This window comes from Dermatophilus congolensis (genome assembly GCF_900447215.1).
Taxonomy (GTDB): Bacteria; Actinomycetota; Actinomycetes; order Actinomycetales; family Dermatophilaceae; genus Dermatophilus; species Dermatophilus congolensis_A.
The window spans coordinates 1,557,515-1,579,452 of sequence record NZ_UFYA01000001.1; the positions used below are offsets into that span (position 1 = coordinate 1,557,515).

The following is a 21,938-nucleotide window of genomic DNA, read 5'->3' on the forward strand; positions in this document are numbered from 1 at the left end:
TCACCCCAACGCCTGAGACCTCATCTCAGGCAACCCCAACGCAGCCACCGCTGCCACCCCAAACGCAACCCCAAACACAACAAACACCAACACATTCCCACCAACACCAAGCAAAAACGGCACCAACAAAGGCGCCACCACCGACGCAAGACGCCCACACCCCGCAGCAGCACCCACCCCCACACCACGAACCGCCGTCGGATACACCTCAGGCGACACGGCGTACAACGCACCCCACGCCCCCAAATTAAAAAACGACAACACCATCCCAAAAACAACAATCAACAACGGCGACGACGCAAAACCAAACACCCCCGCAGCACAAGCCGACCCCACCAAAAACACCACCAACGTCACCCGGCGCCCCCACCACTCAATCAACCACGCCGAAACCGCATACCCCGGCAACTGCGCCAACGTGATCACCAGCGTGTACTCAAACGACTTCACCAAATCAAAACCCTGCTTAGCCAACAAACTCGGCAACCAAATAAACGCCCCGTAATACGAAAAATTCACCATGAACCACACCACCCACAATGACACCGTCCTCCACCGCAACACCGACGACCAAATCCCTCCCGCCACCTCACCAACAACCTCCACCCCACCAACCGACCCACCACCAGCCCCAGAAACACCCGCAGCCTCCTCAAACCGACGCACCGCAGCCTCAGCCTCATCAACACGCCCAGCCCTCTCAAGAAAACGCACAGACTCTGGCAACCCGAACCGCACCACCACCGCGTACACCGTCGGCACCACACCAATACCCAGCGCCCACCGCCATCCATCAGGACTCGAGGGAATAACGAAATACGCAATCAAAGCAGCGAAAATCCACCCCACGCCCCAAAAAGATTCCAACGCAACCACCATGCGCCCCCGAATATGCCGAGGGGAATATTCACTGACCAAAGTCGAAGCCACAGGCAACTCCGCCCCCAACCCCAACCCCACCAAAAAACGCAAAGCCATAAGAAGACCGACCCCCGTCGCGAGCGCTGAGGCACCCGTTGCCACCCCATAAACCAAAAGAGTCCCCGCAAACACCTGACGCCGACCAAAACGATCAGCTAGAAGTCCACCCAATGTGGCTCCCACAGCCATACCCACAAACCCAATCGACCCAATCAGCGACAAAGCTCCATCTGACAAGTGCCACTGCTTACCCAGGGCAGCCATGACAAACGAAATAAGCCCCACATCCATGGCATCAAGAGCCCACCCCACACCAGAACCAACCAGCAGTCGCCCATGCATCCACGTGAACGGCAGGACGTCCAAACGCTCAGCACGAGTGCGCCCCACACCTTCGTTTACAACACCAGCGCTCATATCCACTTAACCCTCCATTACGCAGCCCTAGCCGCCACGAACCCCACACATAAACGCCCCCGCTCATCTCGAGGACATTTTTGGTCGCCAAAACTCCAGAATGTTTTTGTTCTTTGCCTGCGGATACGTCCCGTGGATGACGCCTTGAGAACGTGACCTGGCATCCACGGTTGTGCGCGTACTGGGTTCTTTCACTACAGCCACATGCCCAACCGTCGACGGGCCGAGGTAAGAGTCCCAAAAAATAAGATCACCTGGTTGTTCTGCCCCCTCCCCTACACGCTCACAATTCCCCTGCGCGCACCAATCACGTTGAGCATCAGCAGTTCTAGGCATATCTAAACCGACCTGCGCGAACGCAGTACGCGCAAAGCTCGAACAATCCCAGGCTCCAGGACCATTAGCTCCCATGACGTACTCATCGCCCACATGAGAGTCCACCCACGCCAAAACCACCCCAGCCACTCCAGAGCGGGCCGCAGCCACCGCCTGAACTGGACAATCCGCTCCTGTCAACGTGGCCACAATGTTGCGGGCCTCCCCCATCCGCTGCGCATATCTGTCCGGAAAGGCAGAACGCTGAACCTTTTGTGCAGCAGCACCAGGTTCCAAATTCTGCCAATCTGGAACCTGCTTCAACGCTGCGAAAAAATCATCCGCTGCAGCATCAACGTTTTGGCTATTGCCCCACCCTTGAGAAGGGCGTTGTTGCAACCAACCGAGTGAATCCCTATCCCCATGTGAGAGATTCGTCAGCTCAGACTCGACCAAACCCGTCGCCACAATGATCTCGGAACCTACACGCCCCACTCCCGCGCGTTGCGCCGCCGCGATACCTCTCCGCGCCACATCCGTCTGCTCATCACTTAACCCCAGCTGGGACACGCTTTCTGCTTTCACGCAGCTAGTCCCCGTATTCAAGATTGAGCGGCCAGGTGTCGGAAACATCGACATTGATGATTCGCCTGGCACAAGAAAACTCGCTATCAACGGGCAGGTAACCAGCAGTCCTGCCACATAGCGCAGCTTCATCAAAGCGTTCTCAGCGCGGTAAAAGTCATAACAGGAACTGGTGAAAGTTCTATAAGTCCGGATGATGCTTGGGGTGCGTCGGCAATATTTGTCTTCAATTCACGCCACGCAGTCACATACCAAAGGCCATCCCCTGCGGGAGTAGAGGCCTCAACCCGCACACGAACATTCGCCGGTTTAACGTCGAAAACTACATCACACGATGCTGTTTCATCGTGATGATTCACCTGATTCGGTGTGCCTGAGGGCACACGGGAAGGATCGATGTCTGACACGGCGTCACTTAGCTGTGGATCAATCCATCTACCCACTCTGCTTGCCCACTGTTTATCTTTCGGGGCTACGAAGAAATCATGAGCAAAGCCACTCGCCACAATTTGACAGGACGAGCGGTCGAAACCACTTTCTTTTGCTGTTGCTGGATCGTTGGCTTTGCCGGTGACTGCTGTAATGAGCCCGACCAGCAGGGTTAGTGACACGACACCGACTGTTATAACGACAACGGCTGCTCTGCGAGGACTGTTCAGCATCCACGCCAACACCGACACCACACGCGCAGACCTATGCATCGGATGTGCAGGCACGTTGACTCCTTTCTTTTTGGTTCTCTTGACGCGTGAGGTTGTTGTTCTTGTGGACCTTTGAAGCAGCGACATTGGGAGAGCATGACGACGCGTCCAGGCGGCGCGGCCGATCTATCCGATGCCCGTGCACATGCATGTTGTTGGCTTGATCTAATCGATGCTGGATTAGATCATCGAAGTTATTCGGCGTCTGTGCAGCTATGAGTGTCTGGGGCTGCTCGTTCTCGTAATAAGCAGTGGGTTGTTGTGGAGTTAGTGTCGTGCGCTGTTCAGCGGTCTGGGTGGTTTCTTCGTGCACGGTGATACGGCGAGGGGTTTCGTCGGGGAGTTCTCGGTCGTTGGTGTGGTTTGTCTCAGCTTTTACAAAAACTGCTGAAGGGGTTACTGCTTCGGTGGGGGTGTTTTTAGCTGAGTTGTCTCTTAGTTGCCGGAATTCCTCGCGCAGTGCTTCTAATGCGGTCGCAAGTGTTCGGGTGTCTTTGTTGACGCCAGTGTGTTGGGCAAGCAGGTGTCTGCGTTTCCAGGCAGAGCGGGCTACAACGAGCATGATGAGCATCGCGAGTACTTTTGCAGAGGTGCTGGCTTCGGCACCGAGTATGTTGCCCACTCCCCCAGCCACAAAGACGACGAAGAGAGTTGTGGCAATCGCCGCGGTGAGAAAATAGGAGCTGATCCAGCGCACCATGGCGCTGGCTGTCCATTGAAGGCGGGGAAATTGGGCTATGAGCGCGCCGATCGGCGCGATGGCTAGCGCGATATCGAGTACGAGGCGCAGGGTGCCCATCCACCATAGAGACCAAGTGAGGAAGATAACGATAGGTAGGCAGGCGAGAAGTCCTGCCAGGGCAGCGGAGGGTCGTTCGCTGGTGTTGTTCCCTGCGAAGTATCGGTCATAGGTGCCTGGGTAGGTGGTGTGGTATTCGGCGGCTACGCGTGCATAGTCGGCTTTTTGGCTGCTTGAATGTGGGCGGCGTAGGCGCGGTCGGTGGCGGCGCGTTGAGCTTCGTGACGGGTGTATGTTCCGGCAGCAAACAGGCGTGGGCCGAACTGTGCGGCAGCTTTTTGATCTGGGCCGAAGTGGATGGTGGCCCAGGAGGGGTAGATGACGTTTTGCATGAGCATGTCGCCGATGACTGCGTCTGTTTTTCCGAGGGGAGGCAGGTCTGTAGGTGGGTTGAGTTGGGCAGAATTGACTGATCTGCTGATGTGAGGGGCTTGGGTGGTTGCTTCCCCCATTGCTGTATAGAAGGCCGCGACTCCGGATGAGATGAGCGACCCGGCTGTGACGGTGGTGGCCAGAGTGAGGGCTCCGGTTGTGAGGATGAGTGCGGATTTGGCTGAGGCGGAGCTAGCTTCGGCGAGGTCGCCGCGACGGGATCGCAGTAGCCAGTAGATACCGGTGGCTGCTAGGGAGAGTGTTCCGAAGAGTAGCCACCATCTGACTCCGAGAGTGTGACGGGTGAATGAGGTGATGGGTGTGATGAAGGACCAGATTCCTTCGGGGGTGAAGACGATGTGTGTGGCTTCTACTGCTACTGCTACTGCTATGAGTTGGAGTTGTATGTAGAGGGTGGCGGCTTCGTTGCGTGGGTCAAAGATGCGTGAGATTGCTCCTTGGGCGCCGTTGTGTATGGACAGGGGACATCCTGGGTCGTAGATGACCGGTTCGTAGCCGCCGTACCCGTAGCGGGAGTAGAGGCCATTTCCGGGGGTTGAGGGGCCTGCGTCAATCCATCCTGCGAGTCCGTTTTTTGGGTCTCCTGGGGTGGGTGGGTTTTTGCATTGGAGGTCGGACTGGGTTCCACGGATGGTGTTGCCGAGGTCTTCAAGCGGGTTGGGGGGTGTTGGTGGTTGGGTGGGTGTGAGGGTGGGTGTTGCTGACGGGGTGGGTGGGTTGGGTGTTGCGTTTGTGGGGGGCGGGGGTGCGGTGCAGAGCAGTGCGGTGAGTGCAGCGATGCTGAGGTATCGGGTGAGGCGTCTGGCCGGGGTGTGGTCTCGGGGGCGCCGTGGGTGGGGAGTCACGCGGACCAGTCGCCGTAGACGTCGGCGACGCGGGGTGGGGTGTGGAGGCTGGTGGTGTTTGCTGCAGAGCGGAGTTCGGGTGTCCACCATGCCCAGTCGTGTGCGGTGATGGCGAGGCGGTCGTCGAATCCGCGTATGAGCATTTCGGCGTTGCGGAGGCGTTCGATGCGTTCTGGCCATCCTTCGCCGGTGGGGGTGCGCATGAGTTGCGCGACTTCGTTGGCGTTGCGTTCGCTGGCTCGGAAGGTGATGAATTGTCCGATGAGCGTTCGGATGAGATCGTCGCCGAGGTGGGTAAGTGGGGTGATGGTGTGCATGATCCACATGACGGCTGCGGCGACTTTGCGGGTGTCGAGGGCGGATCGGCGCATAAGTGAGGTAATGGCTGATTGGCCTGCTGCCAGGACGCCGAGTTCGTCGATGATTTGCAGTTTGCGTTCTCGGTCGGCCCACAGGTGGAGGGAGGCTAGGCGGGCTGCACCCAGGAGGATGGGTACGGCTTGGCGCATTTGGCTGGTCCATTCGGAGCGGGGCATGTTTGCTTCGGGGACTTCGATGCCGGGGATGGTGACGATGGTGAGAGTTTCGGAGCTGACGAGGTCGATGACTTTGTCTGGGTTAACTTCGGTGGCGGGGAAGACGAGTTGTCCTTCGAGGGATTCGCGTTTTCCGGCAAGTTGGGCGGCCGCGCGGGCTCCGGCGGTGCCTTCTTTGGTGAGCGCGTCGATGATTTCTTGGCTGTGGGTGCCGTAGGCGCCGCCGACGGCGTTGCAAGCTGCTTCGATGGCGGCGAGGGTGTCAGGGTTTTCTGCCATGCCGATGGGTAGGCAGGCGCGGGTCATGTCGATGGCGTGGGCAATGCGTTCGGAGGCGCGGGCGCGGCGGTCGCCTTCGTATTCTTCGGTGTTTTCGAAGTCGGTGGGGCGTGGTTCGGGGATGGCGGTGTGGGGCATGAGTGCGCCCGGTGGTGCTTCTTTGGTGATGGGGACGACGCGGGAGCGGTGGTTGATGGATTTCAAGTGTGCAATGCGGGCGAGGGAGCCGTGTGGGGAAGGGTCGATGACGAGAGTGGGGATGCCTGCGAGGGTGGCTTCGTAGGCGGCGCGAACGGCGAGGGTGGATTTTCCTTCGCCGAGGTTACCGGTGACGAGGGTGGTTCCGGCGCGGTTGCGGCGGGGGCCTTCCCACCAGTCCATGTGGTAGACCTCGTTGGTTCCGGCGATGCTGCCTAGGAGTGCGCCTGTTTCGGCGCCTGCTTTGCCGGTGACTTGGGGCATTCCTGCGGCCCAGCTGATGATGGGCATTTGGGTGAGGTGACCGGTGAAGTCCCATTCGCGGCCAGGTTGGAAGGTGAGCCAGTCTGTGTATTGGCCGAGTTCGTGGGTGAGGGTGGTGTTGTTGTCGGCGTCGGCGGCGGCGCGGATGGCGCGGACGGCGGCGGCGGTGTCTTCGGGGGTGTTTTCGGTGACGGCAATTTTGATGAGTCCGGTGAAGCGGTGGCGCAGGGATGATGAGGTTGAGTTGACTTCGCGTCGGTAGCTGCGGGCGCGGGTGAGGCCGTCTTCGACTTCTGGGCGGGTGTCGTATCCCTGTGCTCGGTCTGCACGGGCGATGGAGGCGTTTTGGCGTACGAGGAGTTCGGCGGTGTTTTTGAGTTCGCGTCCGTCAATGATGTCTCCGCATGCGACGAGGTCGGTGCGGGTGGTGCGGGTGCCGTACCAGGCCAGTGGTGGGGTGAGGAGGTCGTTGGTGTCGATGTTGTCTGGGGCGTTTTCGACGCGGAGGATGGCGGTGTAGCGGGAGGTGGTTTCGCCGTTGTGGAGGGTGGTGAGTTGGACGGAGGGTTGGAGTGCGTCGGCGCTGGGGTGGATGGGGCCGTGTCCGGGTAGTCCCATGCGCATGGATTCGATGAATACTGCTTCGACGCTTTTGGTGGTCATGGGTTCTGCCCATGGCGCGTGGGGGTTGTAGCCGGTGAGGGTACGGGTGAGGTGGTCGACGCGTTCTTGGATGGGTAGGTAGTTGTGCATGTTGTGGGGTACGGGGGGACCGGGTATGCACAGGGGTAGTTCGGTGCGGTCGATGGCGCGGTTGGAGAGGCGGATGGCGAGAATGGTTCGCCATCGTGTGGCGTTGAGTTGGTTGATGGCTTGGGCTTGGCGTTTGAGGCGGCCTTGCCAGCCTTCGGTGTCGGTGGTGGGGTTGGTGGGGACTGGTTGTGGTGCGGTGTTGCTGTATGCCTGGGTGATGGCGTTGGTGGGGTATGTGGTGGGGTAGCTTCGCAGCCAAATGCGTTCGCCGAGGAGTTGGGACCAGATGGTGGCGCTGGTGCGGATGGTGGCGTCGCGTTGGGGGGGGCGGAGCGGCCTCGCCAGGTTTGGTCGTTGAGGCGGAAGAAGAGCCAGGTTTCGTTGGTGATGGGTGAAGCCAGGAGGTTTGCGTGTCCGTAGGGTTCGGTGGTGCGGATGCGTTTGGTTTCGGTGTGGTGTTCACGTAGCGCGCTGAGGCTGCGCCGCAGGCGGGTGATGACTGTCACTGGGGGCTCCAAACATGGACGGTCCGTGGACGGGTGCGGCGGTGGGGCGGCTGCTCCAGTCGGGCATGGTGAGGGCGGGGCCGTCGATGGGTGGGGGGTGTTCGGGGTGCGTGGAGTTCGGCGCGGAGTTGGTGGATTCGGTAGGTGAGGGGGGGGTGGCGGGGTTTCGTATCGGCCGGTGATGGTGAGGATGGCTGTGGTGGCGATGATGGTGATGGTGGCGCCGGTGAGGGTGGCTGTGATGGTGAGCCAGGGGCCGTGGGTGAAGAGTGATCCGAGTAGCCAGAGGGTGAAGGAGGTGAGGGGGGATGCCGATGAGGCAGGCGATGTAGAACCTGACCCATTGGAACCAGCGGGCTTCGCCGGGTAGGTCGTAGAAGGTGAATTCGACGCGGGTGGCGGCGTCGTCGGTGCGGATGCGCATGGGTGTTGGGTTATTGGCCGAAGACGCTGGTGAGGAAGCTGCCTACGCCGGATACGAGAAGGGTGGTGAATCCGCCGATGGCGAGGGCTACCCAGAAGGTGCCGATGGCGGCTACGGCGGATTGGCGGCCTGCTTGGCGGACGTCGCCTCGGCGGGATGAGGCGATTTGGGTGATGCCGATGTAGGCGAAGAGGGCGGTGACGATGCCGATGATGACGGATCCGAGGAAGACCCAGTTCATGCTGCCGGTGTGGTTGAGGTTTGCGGCGTGGTTGAGGGTGTCGCTGGTCCAGCCTGTGGTGGCTAGGTGGGTGGGTGGTGTGGTCAGCATGGTGGTGATCATGTGTGGCTTTCTGGGGTGGGTGAGAAGGAGTGGGGCGTGCTTCCTTTCACGCGGTGTTCAATCTTCCACGATCGCAATCGTTTTCCTAGGAAGCTCGGTGTTGTGCCGGTGGATTGTTTGGTTGGGGTGTTGTTTGTGTTCGCCCGGCACGCGAGACCCTTGGGGCAGGTTGGGTGAGTTGGTCTTATCCTCCTGATATGCCTTCACAGGTCTCCAAAAAATTTGGTCTTCTTCCCAGAATTCTTTTCGCTATCGTCTTGGGGATAGCGTGCGGCCAGTTCTTCCCTCATGAGTTGACACGTGTTTTCGTTACTTTTAACGGAGTTTTCGGAAACTTTCTATCTTTCATCATTCCGTTAATTATTGTGGGGCTTATTACTCCTGCTATCTCTGAGTTAGGTAAGGGTGCAGGTAAGTGGCTGGCAGTGACTGCAGCTATCGCATATGTGTCAACGATCTCTTCGGGACTTTTGGGATGGGCCACGAGTACTGCGGTTTTACCGCACCTCTTGGCGGGGCGAAGTGTTTCATCAGTCACGAATCCTGCAGATTCGCTACTTAAGCCGTATTTTACGATCGAAATGCCGCCCGTTTTTAATGTCATGACTGCCTTGGTCTTAGCTTTCATGGTGGGTGTTGCCCTTACCGCAATCCGGGGCGACGTATTGTTGCGTGGTTTTTGCGAGCTGCGTGAAATGGTGAACAAGGTAATTTCTGCAGTGGTGATCCCCCTGCTGCCGATTTACATTTTTGGTATTTTCCTCAACATGACAGCCGTGGGTGAAGTTTTTAACGTCATCACGACATTCCTTGGCGTGATCGTGATGGTTTTTGCGCTCACCTGGGTGGTTCTTTTTGTGCAGTATGCGATTGCTGGTTTAGTTGCGCGGCGTAATCCTTTGGTTCTTCTTAAAACTCTTTTACCTGCTTATGTGACGGCTTTGGGGACCTCTTCGTCAGCTGCAACTATTCCTGTGACATTGCGTCAGACTGTCAAAACAGGGGTTTCGGAGCCGGTTGCATCGTTTACTGTCCCACTGTGCGCGACCATTCATTTGGCAGGCTCAACAGTGAAAATTGTTTCTTTCTCGCTCGCCGTAATGATGCTTTCTGGTAAGACAGTCGACCCATGGCTGTTCCTTGGGTTCATCCTCATGTTGGGTATCACGATGGTTGCAGCTCCTGGCGTACCTGGAGGTGCGATTATGACGGCGGCTGGACTACTGGCAAGCATGCTTGGGTTCACGGATCCGCAGGTGGGGTTGATGATTGCCACGTATATCGCTATCGATTCTTTCGGTACGGCGACAAATGTCACAGGCGATGGCGCACTGGCTACGATCGTGGACAAGCTTGTCTTGAGGGACCAAGAGAAAAAGAAGTCACTGCAGCAGATCCCTGATGCGCCGTAGGAATACTTACGCCACAAAGAGATTGAGCCTTGCCTGAAGGTCGCCCTCACGTGTGAGGGTGACCTTTCTTTAGCGACGGCTACGCATGCCGATGGGCACAGTAGTCGCGCCTCAATGCCGCCCATCCCGGGAGGAGTCCCTCAGCGCGACAGGAAGACTCCTCGCGTAAGGATTTTCTGTGCTTTCGCGCCGCTCAGGTCCCCTTCACCCTTTCCGGCTGTACCGCTCCGGCCGACTATGTGCCTTCTCGGTCGCTTTAGTGTTTTTAGGAAGTTCGGCTTCCGCCAGCGCTGCTAGCGCTTCAGGGCCAGTTTCAGTTATCACTTTTGGCGATTCGGTCCCAAGTGGGGCGGCGTGCCACTGCATTCCTTTTGGCGAGAAGGTCGCAAATTCTATTGCATCAACTCAGGGTAAGAATTACGCATTTAGAAACTATGCGCGCGGCGGCTCCACTTCCGCTGGACTACTGTCAACTTTGAAAACTCCCGAGGTTCGCACTAACACGGCTGGAAGTGATCTTGTTCTTGTCGAGACGGGCGCGAATGATTTTTCTTCATCCAAAGCAGCACAGTGCCGGAATGACATCGCGTCAAAAAACTGCTACGGCCCGCAGCTGCGTGCACTGCGCTCAAATCTTTCCTCCGCCCTTCGCACGATTAAGTCTTTGCAAAAATACCCTCGCGCTGAAGTCATGGCTCTGGGATATTGGAACGTTTTCCAAGACGGCGTAGTGGGGCATGCAAAAGGAAATGATTTCGTTGTTGGAAGCGATCGACTCACGCGCGAAGTGAATAAAACTATTCGTTTTGCTGCACGTGATGCTGGCGTCTGGTACGTCGACGTTTACACCCCATTTAAGGGCCCTAAAGGGACAAATGACCCGACTTCTCTCCTTGCGGCAGATGGAGATCACCCAAATGGAGATGGGCATCAGGCGCTTGCCGATGCTGTGATCCGCCGTTTGGGGCCTCGTACTTCTCTCGTTTGATGCTGCGACTGCACCTGAAAGGAACCGAAGGGCGAAATATTGCCGTGGGTTTGTGAGGTATCTAGGCTCTACCCATGCTTCGTCTTTCCGGATCCAGGTGCCAGCATCCAGGTACCTCGCGTGCGTCACGGTCGGCTCTTGTTCTACGCGCCGGTGTCGCTTTCGCTTTGGTTGCAGCGCTTGCTGGGTGCGGTGGCGATGACTCTTCCTCCGCGAATCAGGGAAATAAAACTGCTTCGAAACCCACTCCCACGGAGGTCAAGCCACTGGCTTCATGGAGTAAGCAGCCGGTGAAGGTTGGACGTGCGGTTGAAACCAAGTACCAAGGCCCCAAGTCTGGTGTGTCATTCAAAGTTCATGTGTGGCTTCCGACGGACTACGACGAGCCTTCTGCGGCTTCAAAGCGTTACCCGGTAGTTGTTGCATTTCCTGGCGGATCTGGCACGACGGGCACGCCGTGGTTCACGCATGGGGGTCCCTCAGCGATTGCTGCGGGGGCTCAGTCAGGCAAGTCGAGTCAGTTCATTCTCGTGCAACCGCAGATGCAGATTGACGATGCTCATGACACGGAGTGCACAGACCTTGAAGGGCAACCGCAGGTAGGCACCTTTCTCGGCAAGGATCTTCCTGAGCTGATCAAGCATGATTTCCGTACCTCAACCTCCTCCACCGGCTGGGGCACGACAGGAGTTTCTTCTGGGGGGTACTGCGCAGCTGTCATTGCGATGCATAACCCGAACACTTTCTCCGCAGCTGCGCCACTGGATGGGTATTTCAATATCGATTCCAATCTCGCAGCAGGTAAGACCCCGGCTGCGAAAGCAACTGACCCTATGCACGTGGTGCAGACCGCTCCCCCGAAGTTAGCGATTAAGAGCTGGTATGGCACGGGGGCCAACAACGGGGCTTTGTCGAAGAAAAACAGCACAGACTTCGCTGCCGTAGTTAAGCCTCCTACAACTTTCGAGATGCAAGAGGTGCCCAATGGAGCCCACTCCTGGACTACGTACACCTCGATCTTGCCTGACGTGTTTTCTTGGCTAAGTAGCAAGCTGGATAAGCCTGCAGGTTGATACAGCTTGGGCTGTTCCTATCGGTCATGTCGTCGACATCGCACTGTCGGCGAGGCATATCCTGTACCTGAACGATCACGTATCGTCGGACCGCTCCCGGAGCAGGATGTCGAAGGGAACAGCCCATGAACACACCCGAACCATCTGAGCAGGAAGACTCATCGGGTTCATCTATCTATCGGCGTTTTTTCTTTGTCGTGTTGCTTTGCCTTGCCTGCGCTGTGATCGCTGCCGTTTTCGCGACACAGCAGTGGAATATGTTTAAGCCACGCTCACGTCCTACGAGCATGCAGGCAACCACTGCTTGGTTCGGCCCCTCTCCCAGCTTCTCAGGCGATAACAGCACCCCCAGCGCGACTGGCAGCAAGCATCTGTCGATCGTGACTTTGGGAGATTCGGTACCTGCGGGGATGGCATGCGATTGCGATACATATTCGCAGCAGGTGGCCCAAGCCCTCTCGCGGCGCCACAACCGTACTGCAGGGCTAGTGAATCTTGCTCTAGGCGGCGCCCGTAGTTCCGATATTGTTGCCCAACTTGCCACTCCTCAGCCGCGTGCGGACATCACTAATGCGGACCTGGTTTTACTTCAAGTTGGTGCTAATGATTTCAATCCCGAGCAAATCGAAGAATGCGCAAACAATCTCGATGGCTGTTATGGCGCAGACCTGACTCGTCTTCGCCGAAATATCTCATCTTTAACTGATGAAATATCACGAATAAGTAATTATCGAGCGAAAATTGCTGTTATCGGCTATTGGAATGTGTTCCCGGATGGCAAAGTCGGATCTCACTACGGCGAGGGCTACCTCAGGGCAAGTGATCGACTAACACGCAAGGTCAATGCTGCCCTGCGCGAAGCTGCTGGGAAGAACGGGCAGTTTATCGACGCCTACACGCCCATCAAGGGCAAGAACGGCAAAAAAGACCCCACGTCCAAGCTGGCGCCCGATGGGGACCACTTGGATGCTTCGGGGCACACTGCACTTGCTAAGGCTGTCTTGGCGACTCTGGGGCCCTCATTCGCAGCAGGCTGAGTGACCTGACCTCTACTCGCACACGAAAAAGCGTTTTGTCTTAGATGCATGATCTAAGACAAAACGCTTTTTCGTCACCGCACTCAGCGGAGAAGACCGCGCTGTGCTGCTTTGACGAGGTGACGGGGCACCTGAAGCTGCTCGCCGTCGACCTGCACTGCCACCAGGTCAGGAACGCTTGCCTTCCACTGCGACCTGCGGTGACGGGTATTGGAACGAGACATTTTTCGCTTGGGGACTGCCATGGTTTCTTCCTTCGAGAATCAATCAGTTGCGTACTGTGCGGAACCATCTTGCCCGCTTGTTCGGGTTCTAGGCTACGTCGCGCCGTTCTCCAAGCCATGGATCATAGTCGTCCGGGCGCCCTGCCCAACTGTCGAGCCCGGCTGCAAGTTCAGCATCGGTAAGTAGAGCAGCTTCGAACGCGGCTTGTGCTTCGGTGGGGTCACCGTCGACGCCAGTGATAACTAAGCGGGTAACTGGATCGACTCCAGCTTCCTGCCATGTCATGTGCGTGCCGATACTGATCTGCCCTCCAGCGGAATCAAATTGGCAGACTGTCTCCGGGCGAGTGGGTAGCCAAAAAACACCTCGACCACGGCCCGGGGTACCACCAAGGCCTTCAAAGTTTTCACGCAACCGATCCGGATGACATGGACGCCATGAAGAAAGCTCTACTGTCCATACTCCGTGCGCATCCGGAACGCCGGATGGAGCAGCTGCCAGAGGGTCTCCTCGATGCTCCACTTCCTCCTGAGGCAGAGGATCCAAAAGGCTGGATGCCTGCAGCTCACATACCGGAACAGGAGCTGCGCCCCCTGGGTGCATATGACGAAGAACGGTTTCCTCGGCTTGCGCCACGGGCCCTGCAGTGACGACGACGTCGGCGCACTCAATCTGGCGCGCCAGCGCCTCCCCCAAGGCTCGATCATCGTCGGCCCCGAAGCCGAGGTCACGCTCACTGAGCAAGTCGTCGCCACAGAGGTCCCACATCACTTCTTCACCGTCCACTGCGGCTACGACACGTCCGACCTTGCACATCCCCTCTTCAGCAAGCTCAGCCAATGCACGCAAAGCAGGCACTGGTTCAGCACTCAAAGGAAGTGCGAGCACGATCACCTCAGGACGGCGCATGAGGACCTCCCGAATAGCCGGGATGATGTCTTCGCGCAAAGCGCAGCCAAGGCATGCATGCGCCAGGGGGGTGCTGCGGTCATCGATGACACCACTACCGTCAGCGATGACCCGCCGCAAGATCCCCGCATCGGGATCGATGTCGTGTCGGACAAGCACCGCGCCTGGGATATCGAGCAGCAACCCACCGGTAACGGTGGAGCGCATAGACTCGTTGACCGCGGCGCAGGTGATGACTGTCGTCATCGACCCTCCTGGCCACCTGCACGTCGCTTGCCGTAACGGCGGTTGAACTTTTCAACACGTCCCTGAGTGTCAAGAACACGGTTACGGCCAGTCCAGAATGGGTGGCTTGCGGAGGAGACGTCGACATCAACGACGGGGTACGTGTTACCGTCCTCCCATTCGATTGTATTCTTAGGTGTAGCGGTCGAGCGGGTAAGGAATGCATACCCCGCGTTGTTGTCACGGAAGACGACGGGGTGATAGTCGGGGTGGATTCCCTGTTTCATGTGATCTCCTGTACCTTAATGCGAACGATTATCATTCCTAGCATAGGAGGTCCCATGAGCGCACGCTGCCAGGTCACGGGCGCAACGCCTCAGTTCGGAAATTCAGTGTCACACAGTCACCGACGCACAAAACGTCGTTTTGACCCGAACATTCAGCGCAAGCGTTACTGGGTGCCCAGTCTCGGACGCCACGTCACGATCAACCTTTCCGCAAAAGCTATCGGCATTGTCGACCGCCGTGGAATCGACGCCGTGGCCGCTGAACTCATCGCGAAAGGAGAACGTATCTAATGGCAAAGAGCAACGAGATTCGACCGATCATCAAGCTCCGCTCCACCGCCGGAACTGGATACACCTACGTCACGCGCAAGAACAAGCGCAATGACCCTGACCGCATGCATCTCACCAAGTACGACCCCATCGTGCGCCGCCACGTGGAATTCAAAGAGGAACGCTGATGGCTAAGAAAAGCAAGATCGCCAAGGATGCGCAGCGCCGCGAAATCGTCGCTCGCTACGCGGACCGCCGCGCTGAACTGAAGCGCACGATCCTCTCGCCGCAGAGCTCACCCGAGGAGGTTTCCGACGCAGTCAAGGCCCTGGCAAAGCTGCCCCGTGACTCCTCCCCCACTCGTTTGCGCAACCGCGACGTGGTCGACGGGCGCCCGCGCTCCGTCTACCGGAAATTCGGCCTCTCCCGCGTCCGCCTGCGCGAAGAAGCCCACGCAGGCAACCTGCCTGGCGTTACGAAATCCAGCTGGTGACAGAAACACCCTTTTAGGAGACTCTCATGAAGGTCCGCGCCTCCATCCGCTCGCTGGCAGCAGCTCCCGGATCCAAGGTGGTTCGCCGCCGTGGCCACCTCTACGTCATCAACAAAGCGAACCCTCGCTTCAAGGCACGCCAGGGCTGAGTAGCAGCCTCGTGGGCACGATAGCGCGAGCCCCGGACCGACAAGACGTCGATCCGGGGCTCAAATAATGTGCACAGGCCCGCCATAAACACCCCAGGAGCCACCCAGAGGCCCTAAATCCCCTTGTTTGCTCCCGTAGGGACTCGATCTACCCACACGGCCTCGGTGAAGCTTTACAGCCCTTGGAAATCAGGCCTACAGCCCACGGCACGTAAACCCGCTTGCCCCCGTGCTGATCCTCCAAGCCCAACGAAGCGATACACGCAGCCCAAAAATTGCCAGATTATCTATTGACTATCGCTGCAAAATGATTCAGTGAGCAATAACACAAGTTGCCCGTATTTCCTCAGGTTGCCACCACACGAGGAAATACTCAGAGTTCACGAATTCATTTTGAGCACAATCAGATTCCCCGGTTAACTTGACTCAATGGGACTTTCATTTACTTAGGAAGCTTACTCTTTAATTTCCCGGACTATTTCCCAAGCAAGAATTTCCGTGCAACATAAACCAAAAAGTTGTCGGCTTATTTATTCTCATAACTTTGAGGCACCCATTAGCGGCCACACAGGCACCTCCACCACTGTCCCCTGACCGCTTCAATACCTCGCTTCTGCTGCACTCCAAGAGCCAGAGAGTATACACGAAGAGAGCCAGGTTTAACATTCCGGTTAAACCTGGCTCTCTTCTGCACTCCTGGTGGCTGGTCAAGGATTCGAACCTTGGTAGCTTGCGCGACGGATTTACAGTCCGCTCCCTTTGGCCGCTCGGGCAACCAGCCTTGTCGGTGCGAGTACGACGATAGCAGGACGTTCGTTTCACAGACAAACTGGCACCTCGCCCACCCATTTACCCCCTCCCACTTCCCGTGGGGCACGTTCACCAACCCCCGCACGTTGGCTAACCTCAGCCCTAACAAAGTTTCACTTACCAGCACGAGGAGCCCCATGGCAGACAGCTCATTCGACATCGTCAGCAAAGTCGACCACCAAGAAGTCGCCAACGCCGTCAACCAAGCCGCCAAAGAAATCTCCCAACGCTACGACTTCAAAAACGTCGACGCCTCCGTCGACCTCTCCGGCGAAACCATCACCATGAAAGCCAACTCCGAAGAGCGCTGCCTCGCCGTCCTTGACGTCCTCCAAACCAAGCTCGTCAAACGCGGAGTCTCCCTCAAATCGCTCGACACCGGTGACGGCACCCCCAAAGCCTCCGGCAAGATCTACCGCCTCGACGGCGCCCTCAAAGACGGCATCAGCCAAGAAAACGCCAAGAAAATTAGCAAACTCATCCGCGACGAATTCGGCAAAACAGTCAAACCCGTCATCCAAGGCGACGAACTACGCGTCAGCTCTAAAAGCCGCGACGACCTCCAAGCCGTCCAACGCATGCTCAAAGAATCCGACCTCGACGTCGCCCTCCAATTCACCAACTACCGCTAACCAAACAACATGAACACCCCCACCCCGCAGGCACGCCCGCGGGTCCTGATCGTGGCGGCCGGCGGCACCATCGCCGGCTCGTCGGCCGCCGCGACCGGGCACCGCTACACCGCCGGAATCCTGAACATCACCGACCTCACCAACGCGATCGGCCCCATCGGCAACCACATCAACCTCACCGCCAAACAAGTCTTCTCCATCGACTCCACCGAGATGACACTCGCCGACCGCATCACCATCGCCCACACCATTCACACCGAACTCACCAACGCCACCCACCAAGGCGCCCCCTACAACGGCGTCGTCGTTACACACGGAACCGACACCCTCGAAGACACCGCCTTCTGCCTCCACCACCTCCTGCCCGCACAGACACCCATCGTCATCACCGGAGCCATGCTCCCCGCCGACGCCCCCGGCGCAGACGGCCCTGCCAACCTCACCGACGCCATCACCATTGCCGCCTCACCCCACGCACAGGGATGCGGCACCCTCGTCGCCTTCGCCGGACGCATCCACACCGGCCGTGACGTCACCAAACGCTCCGCCTCCCGCATCGACGCATTCACCTCCGACCACGGCCCCATCGGAGAAACGGTCGGCGGCCATCCCTACCGCCTCACCCCACCCCCCACCCCAACAGGACAATTCCCCATCACCCAACTCCCCCACACCCTGCCCCGCGTCGACGTCGCCATCGGCCTACCTGAAAACGCGCCCACCAACCGAGCCATCATCAACACCGCACCCGATGGACTCATCTACATCGGCCCTGGCAGCGGCAACGTCGACACCGCCAACGCAGACATCCTCGACCAGGCCAGCAACAACGGCATCAAAATCGTCCGCACCTCCCGCACCGGAGGAGGCATCACAGATCACAACGGCGCCATCAACGACACCGAACACAACTGGATAGCCGGCGCAGGCCACCCCTGGCACAAAGCCCGCATCCTGCTCACCCTCGCCCTAGCCCACAACCCCACAGCAACTACCACCGAACTACAACACCTCTTCAACCACTCCTAACCCACCACTACTGCCCCATACGCCGCGCCATCTGCTGCAAACGACCAATACGATCAGCCATCGGCGGGTGCGTCGAAAACAGCTGACCGATGTCCTCAGCCCTAAACGGACTAGCAATCATCATGTGCGACGAATTCTTCAGCTCCTGCGTCGGCTCCAACGGCGCCAACGACACACCAGTGCTCAACTTATTCAACGCACTAGCCAATGCCATTGGATCCTGAGTCAGTTTCGCCCCATCTTCATCAGCGTCATACTCGCGCGTACGACTAATCGCCATCTGAATCACCGCCGCAGCCACCGGCGCCAACAACGACAACGCCAACAAAGCCAGCGGATTCGGACGGTTCTCCCGATCACCCCCACCAAAAATCATCAACCCCTGCGCCACACTCGTAATCACACCCGCCAACGCACCAGCAACCGACGACGTCAAAATGTCCCGGTTGTACACATGCATCAGCTCATGCCCCAACACCCCTCGCAACTCACGCTCATCCAACAACGCCAAAATCCCCTCCGTGCAACACACCGCCGCATTACGAGGATTACGCCCCGTGGCAAACGCATTCGGCGCCTCCGTCGGAGACACATACAACTCTGGCATCGGCTGCCCAGCCCGCTGCGACAGCTCCCGCACAATCCGATACATCGCCGGCTGATCACTCTCGCTCACCGGATACGCATGCATCGAACGCAGCGCCAACTTCGCACTGTTCCAATACGAATAAAACGTCGTCGCCACCCCCACCAACGCGAACAACCAAATAAAACGACCGCCACCAACAACCGAACCCAACCCAAGTAACACCGCGAAAATCGCGCCGAACAAAACCGCCGTCTTCAAACCGTTGTAATGCGAATGCATGCCGGTGCAACGCCCCACCACACAATCCTGTTCCACCCAACGCATACACCCCCACGTTCCACCGACAACACCCAACCGAGGCCAAGTGGACTAGCGTTAACCCCAAACGCCGTGTCACCACCCGGACCACGCAACGCCGCCACCACACGCACGCGCAGCGCTGCACACACCACCCGGAACGACACGGCACTGCCATGCCCCCACGGGCCCCACACAACATCGAGAGCCTGGTGACATCCCCAATGGCCGAAAAGCAGGTCGAGCAGCGCGAGCACGTCGTCATCCGCTTCGCCGGCGACTCCGGCGACGGCATGCAACTAACCGGTGACCGCTTCACCAACGAAACAGCGCGCCTAGGCAACGACCTGTCCACCCTGCCCAACTTCCCCGCAGAAATCCGCGCCCCCCAAGGCACACTGCCCGGAGTCTCCAGCTACCAACTCCACTTCTCCAGCCAAGACGTCCTCACCCCCGGCGACGCGCCAGACGTCCTTGTCGCAATGAACCCCGCCGCCCTCAAAGCCAACCTCAAAGACATCCCACCTGGCGGCACCCTCATCATCGACTCCGACGAATTCACCAAACGTTCCCTAGCCAAAGTCGGCTACACAACAAATCCTCTCGAAGACGACTCACTCGACCAATGGCAAGTCCACGCCATCCCCCTGACCTCCATCACAGTCGAAGCACTCCGTGACTACGACCTCACCCGCAAAGAAAAAGAACGCAGCAAAAATATGTTTGCGCTTGGCCTGCTTTCCTGGCTATATCAGCGCACCCTCGAAAGCACCACCGCCTTTCTCAAAGCAAAATTCGCTACTAAACCAACCATCCTCGAAGCCAACCTCGCCGCCCTCAAAGCTGGCTGGAACTTCGGCGAAACCACCGAGACCTTCTCCATCCGTTACGAAGTAGCCCCCGCCTCGGCAATCCCTGGCACCTACCGCAACATCACCGGCAACACTGCCACCGCATACGGCCTAGCCCTCGGCGCCCACCGCACTGGACTGCCCCTCGTCCTAGGCTCCTACCCCATTACCCCCGCCTCCGACATCCTCCACGTCCTATCCGGACTCAAACGCTACGGCGTAGCCACCGTTCAAGCAGAAGACGAAATCGCAGGAGCTGGCGTCGCCCTCGGCGCATCCTTCGGCGGACACCTCGGCGTCACCACCACCTCCGGTCCAGGCCTATCCCTCAAATCCGAAACCATCGGCCTAGCCGTCTCCACAGAACTCCCCCTCGTCATCGTCGACGTCCAACGCGGCGGCCCCTCCACCGGCCTGCCCACCAAAACCGAACAAGCGGACCTCCTCCAAGCTATGTACGGCCGCAACGGCGAATCCCCCGTAGCAATCGTCGCCGCTCAAAGCCCCTCCGACTGCTTCGCAGCCGCCGTCGAAACCGTACGCATCGCCACCCAATACCGCACACCCGCAATCCTGCTCACCGACGGCTACCTCGCCAACGGATCCGAGCCCTGGCGCATCCCCGACATTGATGACCTCCCCGACATGACCGTCGAATTCGCCACCGAACCCAACGCCACAGACGCTAAAGGCAACCCCACCTTCCACCCATTCCAACGAGACCCCCAAACCCTCGCCCGCCCGTGGGCAATCCCCGGAACCCCCGGCCTAACACACCGAATCGGCGGCATCGAAAAAGCCAACGGCAGCGGCGAAATCAACTACACCCCCGACAACCACGACACGATGGTCCGCCTACGCGCAACCAAAATCGAACGCATCGCCGACACCATCGAAGACCTCACCGTCTATGACCCCAGCGGAAAAGCAGAACTGCTCATCATCGGCTGGGGATCCACCTACGGCCCCATCCGCGCAGCCGTCAACCGCATGCAATCCGAAGGCATGGCCATCGCCCACGCCCACCTACGACACATCAACCCCCTCCCCACCAACACCGGCGACATACTACGCAGCTACAAACGCGTCATCATGCCCGAAATGAACCTCGGCCAAATGGCTACCATTCTGCGCGCCCGCTACCTCATCGATATCCACTCCCACACTCAAGTCAACGGCCTGCCCTTCACCTCCGCAGACCTCATCGAACACTTCACCCAAGCCCTCGCTGAACTCGGCCAACCCGCAGCCGAATACCGCACCCACCTCAACGACACCCAGGCCTAACCAGAAAGCAGGTACACACATGAGTATCGATCTGCCCACCCCGGTTCACGGCCTCGCGGGCGTCCCCACTCTCCCCAGCGACGCCCCCAAACCAACCCGCAAGGAATACGCCAGCGACCAAGAAGTCCGCTGGTGCCCCGGATGCGGTGACTACGCCATCCTCGCCGCCCTCCAAGGTTTCCTCCCTGAACTCGGTATCCCCCGAGAAAACATCGCTGTCATTTCCGGGATCGGCTGCTCATCTCGATTCCCCTACTACCTCGATACCTACGGATTTCACTCCATCCACGGCCGTGCCCCCGCTATCGCCACCGGACTAGCCACAGCACGCGAAGACCTCTCCGTCTGGGTCATCACCGGCGACGGTGACGCCCTCTCCATCGGCGGTAACCATCTCATCCACGCAATCCGCCGCAACGTCAACCTCAACATCCTGCTCTTCAACAACCAGATTTACGGACTTACCAAAGGCCAGTACTCCCCCACCTCCAAGCAAGGCCTCATCACTAAATCAAGCCCCGCCGGATGCCTCGACACCCCCTTCAATCCTCTCCAACTAGCGATCGGCGCTGGCGCCACCTTCGCCGCACGCAGCATAGACTCAGACCGTAAACATCTCACCGAAACTCTCCGCCAAGCCGCAGTCCACCGAGGCACGTCATTCGTTGAGATCTACCAAAACTGCCCTATCTTCAACGACGGCGCATTCGAATCGCTAAAAGACAATGACGCCAAAGCCGAACGTCTATTACCTCTCGAAGCTGGAAAACCCATCGTCACCCCCGACGGACGCTTCAAAGTAGTCCGCTCCGGCATGGACTACGAAGTGGTTGGCACGCACTCCAGTGACGAAGAAGCAGTTATCCATGACCCCACCGCTGCCAGTCCTACCCATGCATTCGCTCTGGCAGGCCTAGACGACACCGAATTCCGTCACGTTCCCTTTGGGGTTCTACGCAACGTTGACGCTCCCGCATACGACGACCAGGTGCGTGCACAAATCTCCGCAGCGACCACTGCTGCAGGTGGCGAAGCACAGGATAGCGACTTCGCTGCTCTTTTGCGTGGACGCGATTCTTGGATCGTGGAATAAAGC

The 21,938-nt window shown here is 58.4% G+C and carries 25 protein-coding genes and 1 tRNA gene; 13 read left to right on the forward strand and 13 right to left on the reverse strand.

The features are described from left to right. The 6 genes from DXZ77_RS06795 to DXZ77_RS06815 form a co-directional block, all read right to left on the reverse strand. The gene (locus DXZ77_RS06795) at positions 1–1,338 is read right to left on the reverse strand and encodes an MFS transporter (RefSeq protein WP_115032702.1); all 1,338 of its coding nucleotides are present in this window, start codon (positions 1,336–1,338) and stop codon (positions 1–3) included. A gap of 63 nt (positions 1,339–1,401) precedes the next feature. Then, entirely contained in the window at positions 1,402–2,223 is an 822-nt protein-coding gene (locus DXZ77_RS06800; RefSeq protein ID WP_181816057.1) for a C40 family peptidase, read from the reverse strand. 146 nt (positions 2,224–2,369) lie between these two features. Next, the gene (locus DXZ77_RS11770; RefSeq protein WP_147279212.1) at positions 2,370–2,849 is read right to left on the reverse strand and encodes a hypothetical protein; all 480 of its coding nucleotides are present in this window, start codon (positions 2,847–2,849) and stop codon (positions 2,370–2,372) included. An 82-nt stretch (positions 2,850–2,931) separates the two neighbouring features. After that, the gene (locus DXZ77_RS06805) at positions 2,932–3,738 is read right to left on the reverse strand and encodes a hypothetical protein (RefSeq protein ID WP_115030931.1); all 807 of its coding nucleotides are present in this window, start codon (positions 3,736–3,738) and stop codon (positions 2,932–2,934) included. A 143-nt stretch (positions 3,739–3,881) separates the two neighbouring features. After that, positions 3,882–4,976 (reverse strand): hypothetical protein, encoded by a 1,095-nt coding sequence (locus DXZ77_RS06810; RefSeq protein WP_115030932.1) that lies wholly within the window; start codon positions 4,974–4,976, stop codon positions 3,882–3,884. Beyond that, positions 4,973–7,006, reverse strand: coding sequence for an ATP-binding protein (locus DXZ77_RS06815; protein ID WP_115030933.1), 2,034 nt, complete (start codon positions 7,004–7,006; stop codon positions 4,973–4,975). Before DXZ77_RS06815 ends, DXZ77_RS06810 begins: the two co-directional genes overlap by 4 nt. Before the next feature lie 82 nt (positions 7,007–7,088). Here DXZ77_RS06815 and DXZ77_RS12045 point away from each other — a divergent pair, with 82 nt between their 5' ends. Then, positions 7,089–7,253 carry a hypothetical protein gene (locus tag DXZ77_RS12045; protein ID WP_181816058.1) on the forward strand — a complete coding sequence of 55 codons (165 nt, stop codon included), beginning with the start codon at positions 7,089–7,091 and terminating at the stop codon, positions 7,251–7,253. Between the two features lie 212 nt (positions 7,254–7,465). On the opposite strand, the gene DXZ77_RS12050 is transcribed toward DXZ77_RS12045, so the two are convergent. Together DXZ77_RS12050 and DXZ77_RS06825 are read right to left on the reverse strand one after the other, a co-directional pair. Then, the gene (locus tag DXZ77_RS12050; protein WP_181816059.1) at positions 7,466–7,936 is read right to left on the reverse strand and encodes a hypothetical protein; all 471 of its coding nucleotides are present in this window, start codon (positions 7,934–7,936) and stop codon (positions 7,466–7,468) included. Between the two features lie 10 nt (positions 7,937–7,946). Next, positions 7,947–8,279: a hypothetical protein gene (locus DXZ77_RS06825; RefSeq protein ID WP_115030935.1), complete on the reverse strand. Its 333-nt coding sequence runs from the start codon at positions 8,277–8,279 to the stop codon at positions 7,947–7,949. Between the two features lie 197 nt (positions 8,280–8,476). Between DXZ77_RS06825 and DXZ77_RS06830 the strand changes: the two genes are divergently transcribed. The 4 genes from DXZ77_RS06830 to DXZ77_RS06845 all read left to right on the forward strand — a co-directional run bounded on the left by DXZ77_RS06830 (position 8,477) and on the right by DXZ77_RS06845 (position 12,789). Then, positions 8,477–9,691: a dicarboxylate/amino acid:cation symporter gene (locus DXZ77_RS06830; RefSeq protein WP_115030936.1), complete on the forward strand. Its 1,215-nt coding sequence runs from the start codon at positions 8,477–8,479 to the stop codon at positions 9,689–9,691. Positions 9,692–9,869: 178 nt separating this feature from the next. Further along, complete coding sequence (locus DXZ77_RS06835; protein WP_115030938.1) at positions 9,870–10,679, forward strand: SGNH/GDSL hydrolase family protein; 810 nt, start codon at positions 9,870–9,872, stop codon at positions 10,677–10,679. A gap of 290 nt (positions 10,680–10,969) precedes the next feature. After that, positions 10,970–11,752, forward strand: a complete 783-nt coding sequence (locus DXZ77_RS06840; RefSeq protein WP_181816060.1) for an alpha/beta hydrolase — start codon at positions 10,970–10,972, stop codon at positions 11,750–11,752. A 125-nt stretch (positions 11,753–11,877) separates the two neighbouring features. Next, complete coding sequence (locus DXZ77_RS06845; RefSeq protein WP_115030942.1) at positions 11,878–12,789, forward strand: SGNH/GDSL hydrolase family protein; 912 nt, start codon at positions 11,878–11,880, stop codon at positions 12,787–12,789. A gap of 83 nt (positions 12,790–12,872) precedes the next feature. On the opposite strand, the gene rpmF is transcribed toward DXZ77_RS06845, so the two are convergent. From rpmF to DXZ77_RS06860, 3 genes are all read right to left on the reverse strand, one after another. Beyond that, complete coding sequence (rpmF, locus tag DXZ77_RS06850) at positions 12,873–13,034, reverse strand: 50S ribosomal protein L32 (protein WP_034400420.1); 162 nt, start codon at positions 13,032–13,034, stop codon at positions 12,873–12,875. Between the two features lie 67 nt (positions 13,035–13,101). Then, positions 13,102–14,169 carry a GTP-binding protein gene (locus DXZ77_RS06855; RefSeq protein WP_115030944.1) on the reverse strand — a complete coding sequence of 356 codons (1,068 nt, stop codon included), beginning with the start codon at positions 14,167–14,169 and terminating at the stop codon, positions 13,102–13,104. After that, on the reverse strand, positions 14,166–14,435 hold the full coding sequence (locus DXZ77_RS06860) for a type B 50S ribosomal protein L31 (RefSeq protein ID WP_028326580.1): 270 nt from the start codon (positions 14,433–14,435) through the stop codon (positions 14,166–14,168). Before DXZ77_RS06860 ends, DXZ77_RS06855 begins: the two co-directional genes overlap by 4 nt. A gap of 54 nt (positions 14,436–14,489) precedes the next feature. Between DXZ77_RS06860 and rpmB the strand changes: the two genes are divergently transcribed. The 4 genes from rpmB to ykgO are packed head-to-tail and all read left to right on the forward strand — an operon-like array spanning position 14,490 to position 15,347. Further along, on the forward strand, positions 14,490–14,726 hold the full coding sequence (rpmB, locus tag DXZ77_RS06865; RefSeq protein WP_028326581.1) for a 50S ribosomal protein L28: 237 nt from the start codon (positions 14,490–14,492) through the stop codon (positions 14,724–14,726). Next, complete coding sequence (rpmG, locus tag DXZ77_RS06870) at positions 14,726–14,893, forward strand: 50S ribosomal protein L33 (RefSeq protein ID WP_028326582.1); 168 nt, start codon at positions 14,726–14,728, stop codon at positions 14,891–14,893. The genes rpmB and rpmG overlap by 1 nt, the downstream gene beginning before the upstream one ends. Further along, positions 14,893–15,198: a 30S ribosomal protein S14 gene (gene rpsN, locus DXZ77_RS06875; RefSeq protein ID WP_028326583.1), complete on the forward strand. Its 306-nt coding sequence runs from the start codon at positions 14,893–14,895 to the stop codon at positions 15,196–15,198. Before rpmG ends, rpsN begins: the two co-directional genes overlap by 1 nt. A gap of 26 nt (positions 15,199–15,224) precedes the next feature. Further along, positions 15,225–15,347, forward strand: a complete 123-nt coding sequence (gene ykgO / locus DXZ77_RS06880) for a type B 50S ribosomal protein L36 (protein ID WP_028326584.1) — start codon at positions 15,225–15,227, stop codon at positions 15,345–15,347. Positions 15,348–16,044: 697 nt separating this feature from the next. Here ykgO and DXZ77_RS06885 read toward each other — a convergent pair. Continuing rightward, a tRNA-Tyr gene (locus tag DXZ77_RS06885) sits at positions 16,045–16,128 on the reverse strand. Positions 16,129–16,294: 166 nt separating this feature from the next. On the opposite strand from DXZ77_RS06885, the gene DXZ77_RS06890 reads away from it, so the two are divergent. Next, entirely contained in the window at positions 16,295–16,789 is a 495-nt protein-coding gene (locus DXZ77_RS06890; RefSeq protein WP_028326585.1) for a YajQ family cyclic di-GMP-binding protein, read from the forward strand. A 9-nt stretch (positions 16,790–16,798) separates the two neighbouring features. Then, positions 16,799–17,818 carry an asparaginase gene (locus DXZ77_RS06895; protein WP_115030946.1) on the forward strand — a complete coding sequence of 340 codons (1,020 nt, stop codon included), beginning with the start codon at positions 16,799–16,801 and terminating at the stop codon, positions 17,816–17,818. A 7-nt stretch (positions 17,819–17,825) separates the two neighbouring features. On the opposite strand, the gene htpX is transcribed toward DXZ77_RS06895, so the two are convergent. After that, entirely contained in the window at positions 17,826–18,686 is an 861-nt protein-coding gene (gene htpX, locus DXZ77_RS06900; RefSeq protein ID WP_028326586.1) for a zinc metalloprotease HtpX, read from the reverse strand. Positions 18,687–18,928: 242 nt separating this feature from the next. Here htpX and DXZ77_RS06905 point away from each other — a divergent pair, with 242 nt between their 5' ends. Beyond that, a complete protein-coding gene (locus DXZ77_RS06905; protein ID WP_115032704.1) occupies positions 18,929–20,842 on the forward strand; it encodes a 2-oxoacid:acceptor oxidoreductase subunit alpha in 1,914 nt (637 codons plus the stop codon). A gap of 19 nt (positions 20,843–20,861) precedes the next feature. Next, complete coding sequence (locus DXZ77_RS06910) at positions 20,862–21,935, forward strand: 2-oxoacid:ferredoxin oxidoreductase subunit beta (RefSeq protein ID WP_115030949.1); 1,074 nt, start codon at positions 20,862–20,864, stop codon at positions 21,933–21,935. Positions 21,936–21,938 lie beyond the last annotated feature (3 nt).

Excerpts from the sequence above, each read along its gene's own strand:
- rpmB (WP_028326581.1), top strand. The coding sequence starts at position 14,490 with ATGAGCGCACGCTGCCAGGTCACGGGCGCAACGCCTCAGTTCGGAAAT.
- rpmF (WP_034400420.1), bottom strand. The coding sequence starts at position 13,034 with ATGGCAGTCCCCAAGCGAAAAATGTCTCGTTCCAATACCCGTCACCGC.
- DXZ77_RS06895 (WP_115030946.1), top strand. The coding sequence starts at position 16,799 with ATGAACACCCCCACCCCGCAGGCACGCCCGCGGGTCCTGATCGTGGCG.
- DXZ77_RS06860 (WP_028326580.1), bottom strand. The coding sequence starts at position 14,435 with ATGAAACAGGGAATCCACCCCGACTATCACCCCGTCGTCTTCCGTGAC.
- DXZ77_RS06795 (WP_115032702.1), bottom strand. The coding sequence starts at position 1,338 with ATGAGCGCTGGTGTTGTAAACGAAGGTGTGGGGCGCACTCGTGCTGAG.
- rpsN (WP_028326583.1), top strand. The coding sequence starts at position 14,893 with ATGGCTAAGAAAAGCAAGATCGCCAAGGATGCGCAGCGCCGCGAAATC.
- rpmG (WP_028326582.1), top strand. The coding sequence starts at position 14,726 with ATGGCAAAGAGCAACGAGATTCGACCGATCATCAAGCTCCGCTCCACC.
- ykgO (WP_028326584.1), top strand. The coding sequence starts at position 15,225 with ATGAAGGTCCGCGCCTCCATCCGCTCGCTGGCAGCAGCTCCCGGATCC.
- DXZ77_RS06910 (WP_115030949.1), top strand. The coding sequence starts at position 20,862 with ATGAGTATCGATCTGCCCACCCCGGTTCACGGCCTCGCGGGCGTCCCC.
- DXZ77_RS12045 (WP_181816058.1), top strand. The coding sequence starts at position 7,089 with ATGGTTCGCCATCGTGTGGCGTTGAGTTGGTTGATGGCTTGGGCTTGG.
- DXZ77_RS06830 (WP_115030936.1), top strand. The coding sequence starts at position 8,477 with ATGCCTTCACAGGTCTCCAAAAAATTTGGTCTTCTTCCCAGAATTCTT.
- DXZ77_RS06805 (WP_115030931.1), bottom strand. The coding sequence starts at position 3,738 with ATGGGCACCCTGCGCCTCGTACTCGATATCGCGCTAGCCATCGCGCCG.
- DXZ77_RS06815 (WP_115030933.1), bottom strand. The coding sequence starts at position 7,006 with ATGCACAACTACCTACCCATCCAAGAACGCGTCGACCACCTCACCCGT.
- htpX (WP_028326586.1), bottom strand. The coding sequence starts at position 18,686 with ATGCATTCGCATTACAACGGTTTGAAGACGGCGGTTTTGTTCGGCGCG.
- DXZ77_RS06825 (WP_115030935.1), bottom strand. The coding sequence starts at position 8,279 with ATGATCACCACCATGCTGACCACACCACCCACCCACCTAGCCACCACA.
- DXZ77_RS06905 (WP_115032704.1), top strand. The coding sequence starts at position 18,929 with ATGGCCGAAAAGCAGGTCGAGCAGCGCGAGCACGTCGTCATCCGCTTC.
- DXZ77_RS06845 (WP_115030942.1), top strand. The coding sequence starts at position 11,878 with ATGAACACACCCGAACCATCTGAGCAGGAAGACTCATCGGGTTCATCT.
- DXZ77_RS06890 (WP_028326585.1), top strand. The coding sequence starts at position 16,295 with ATGGCAGACAGCTCATTCGACATCGTCAGCAAAGTCGACCACCAAGAA.
- DXZ77_RS12050 (WP_181816059.1), bottom strand. The coding sequence starts at position 7,936 with ATGCGCATCCGCACCGACGACGCCGCCACCCGCGTCGAATTCACCTTC.
- DXZ77_RS06855 (WP_115030944.1), bottom strand. The coding sequence starts at position 14,169 with ATGACGACAGTCATCACCTGCGCCGCGGTCAACGAGTCTATGCGCTCC.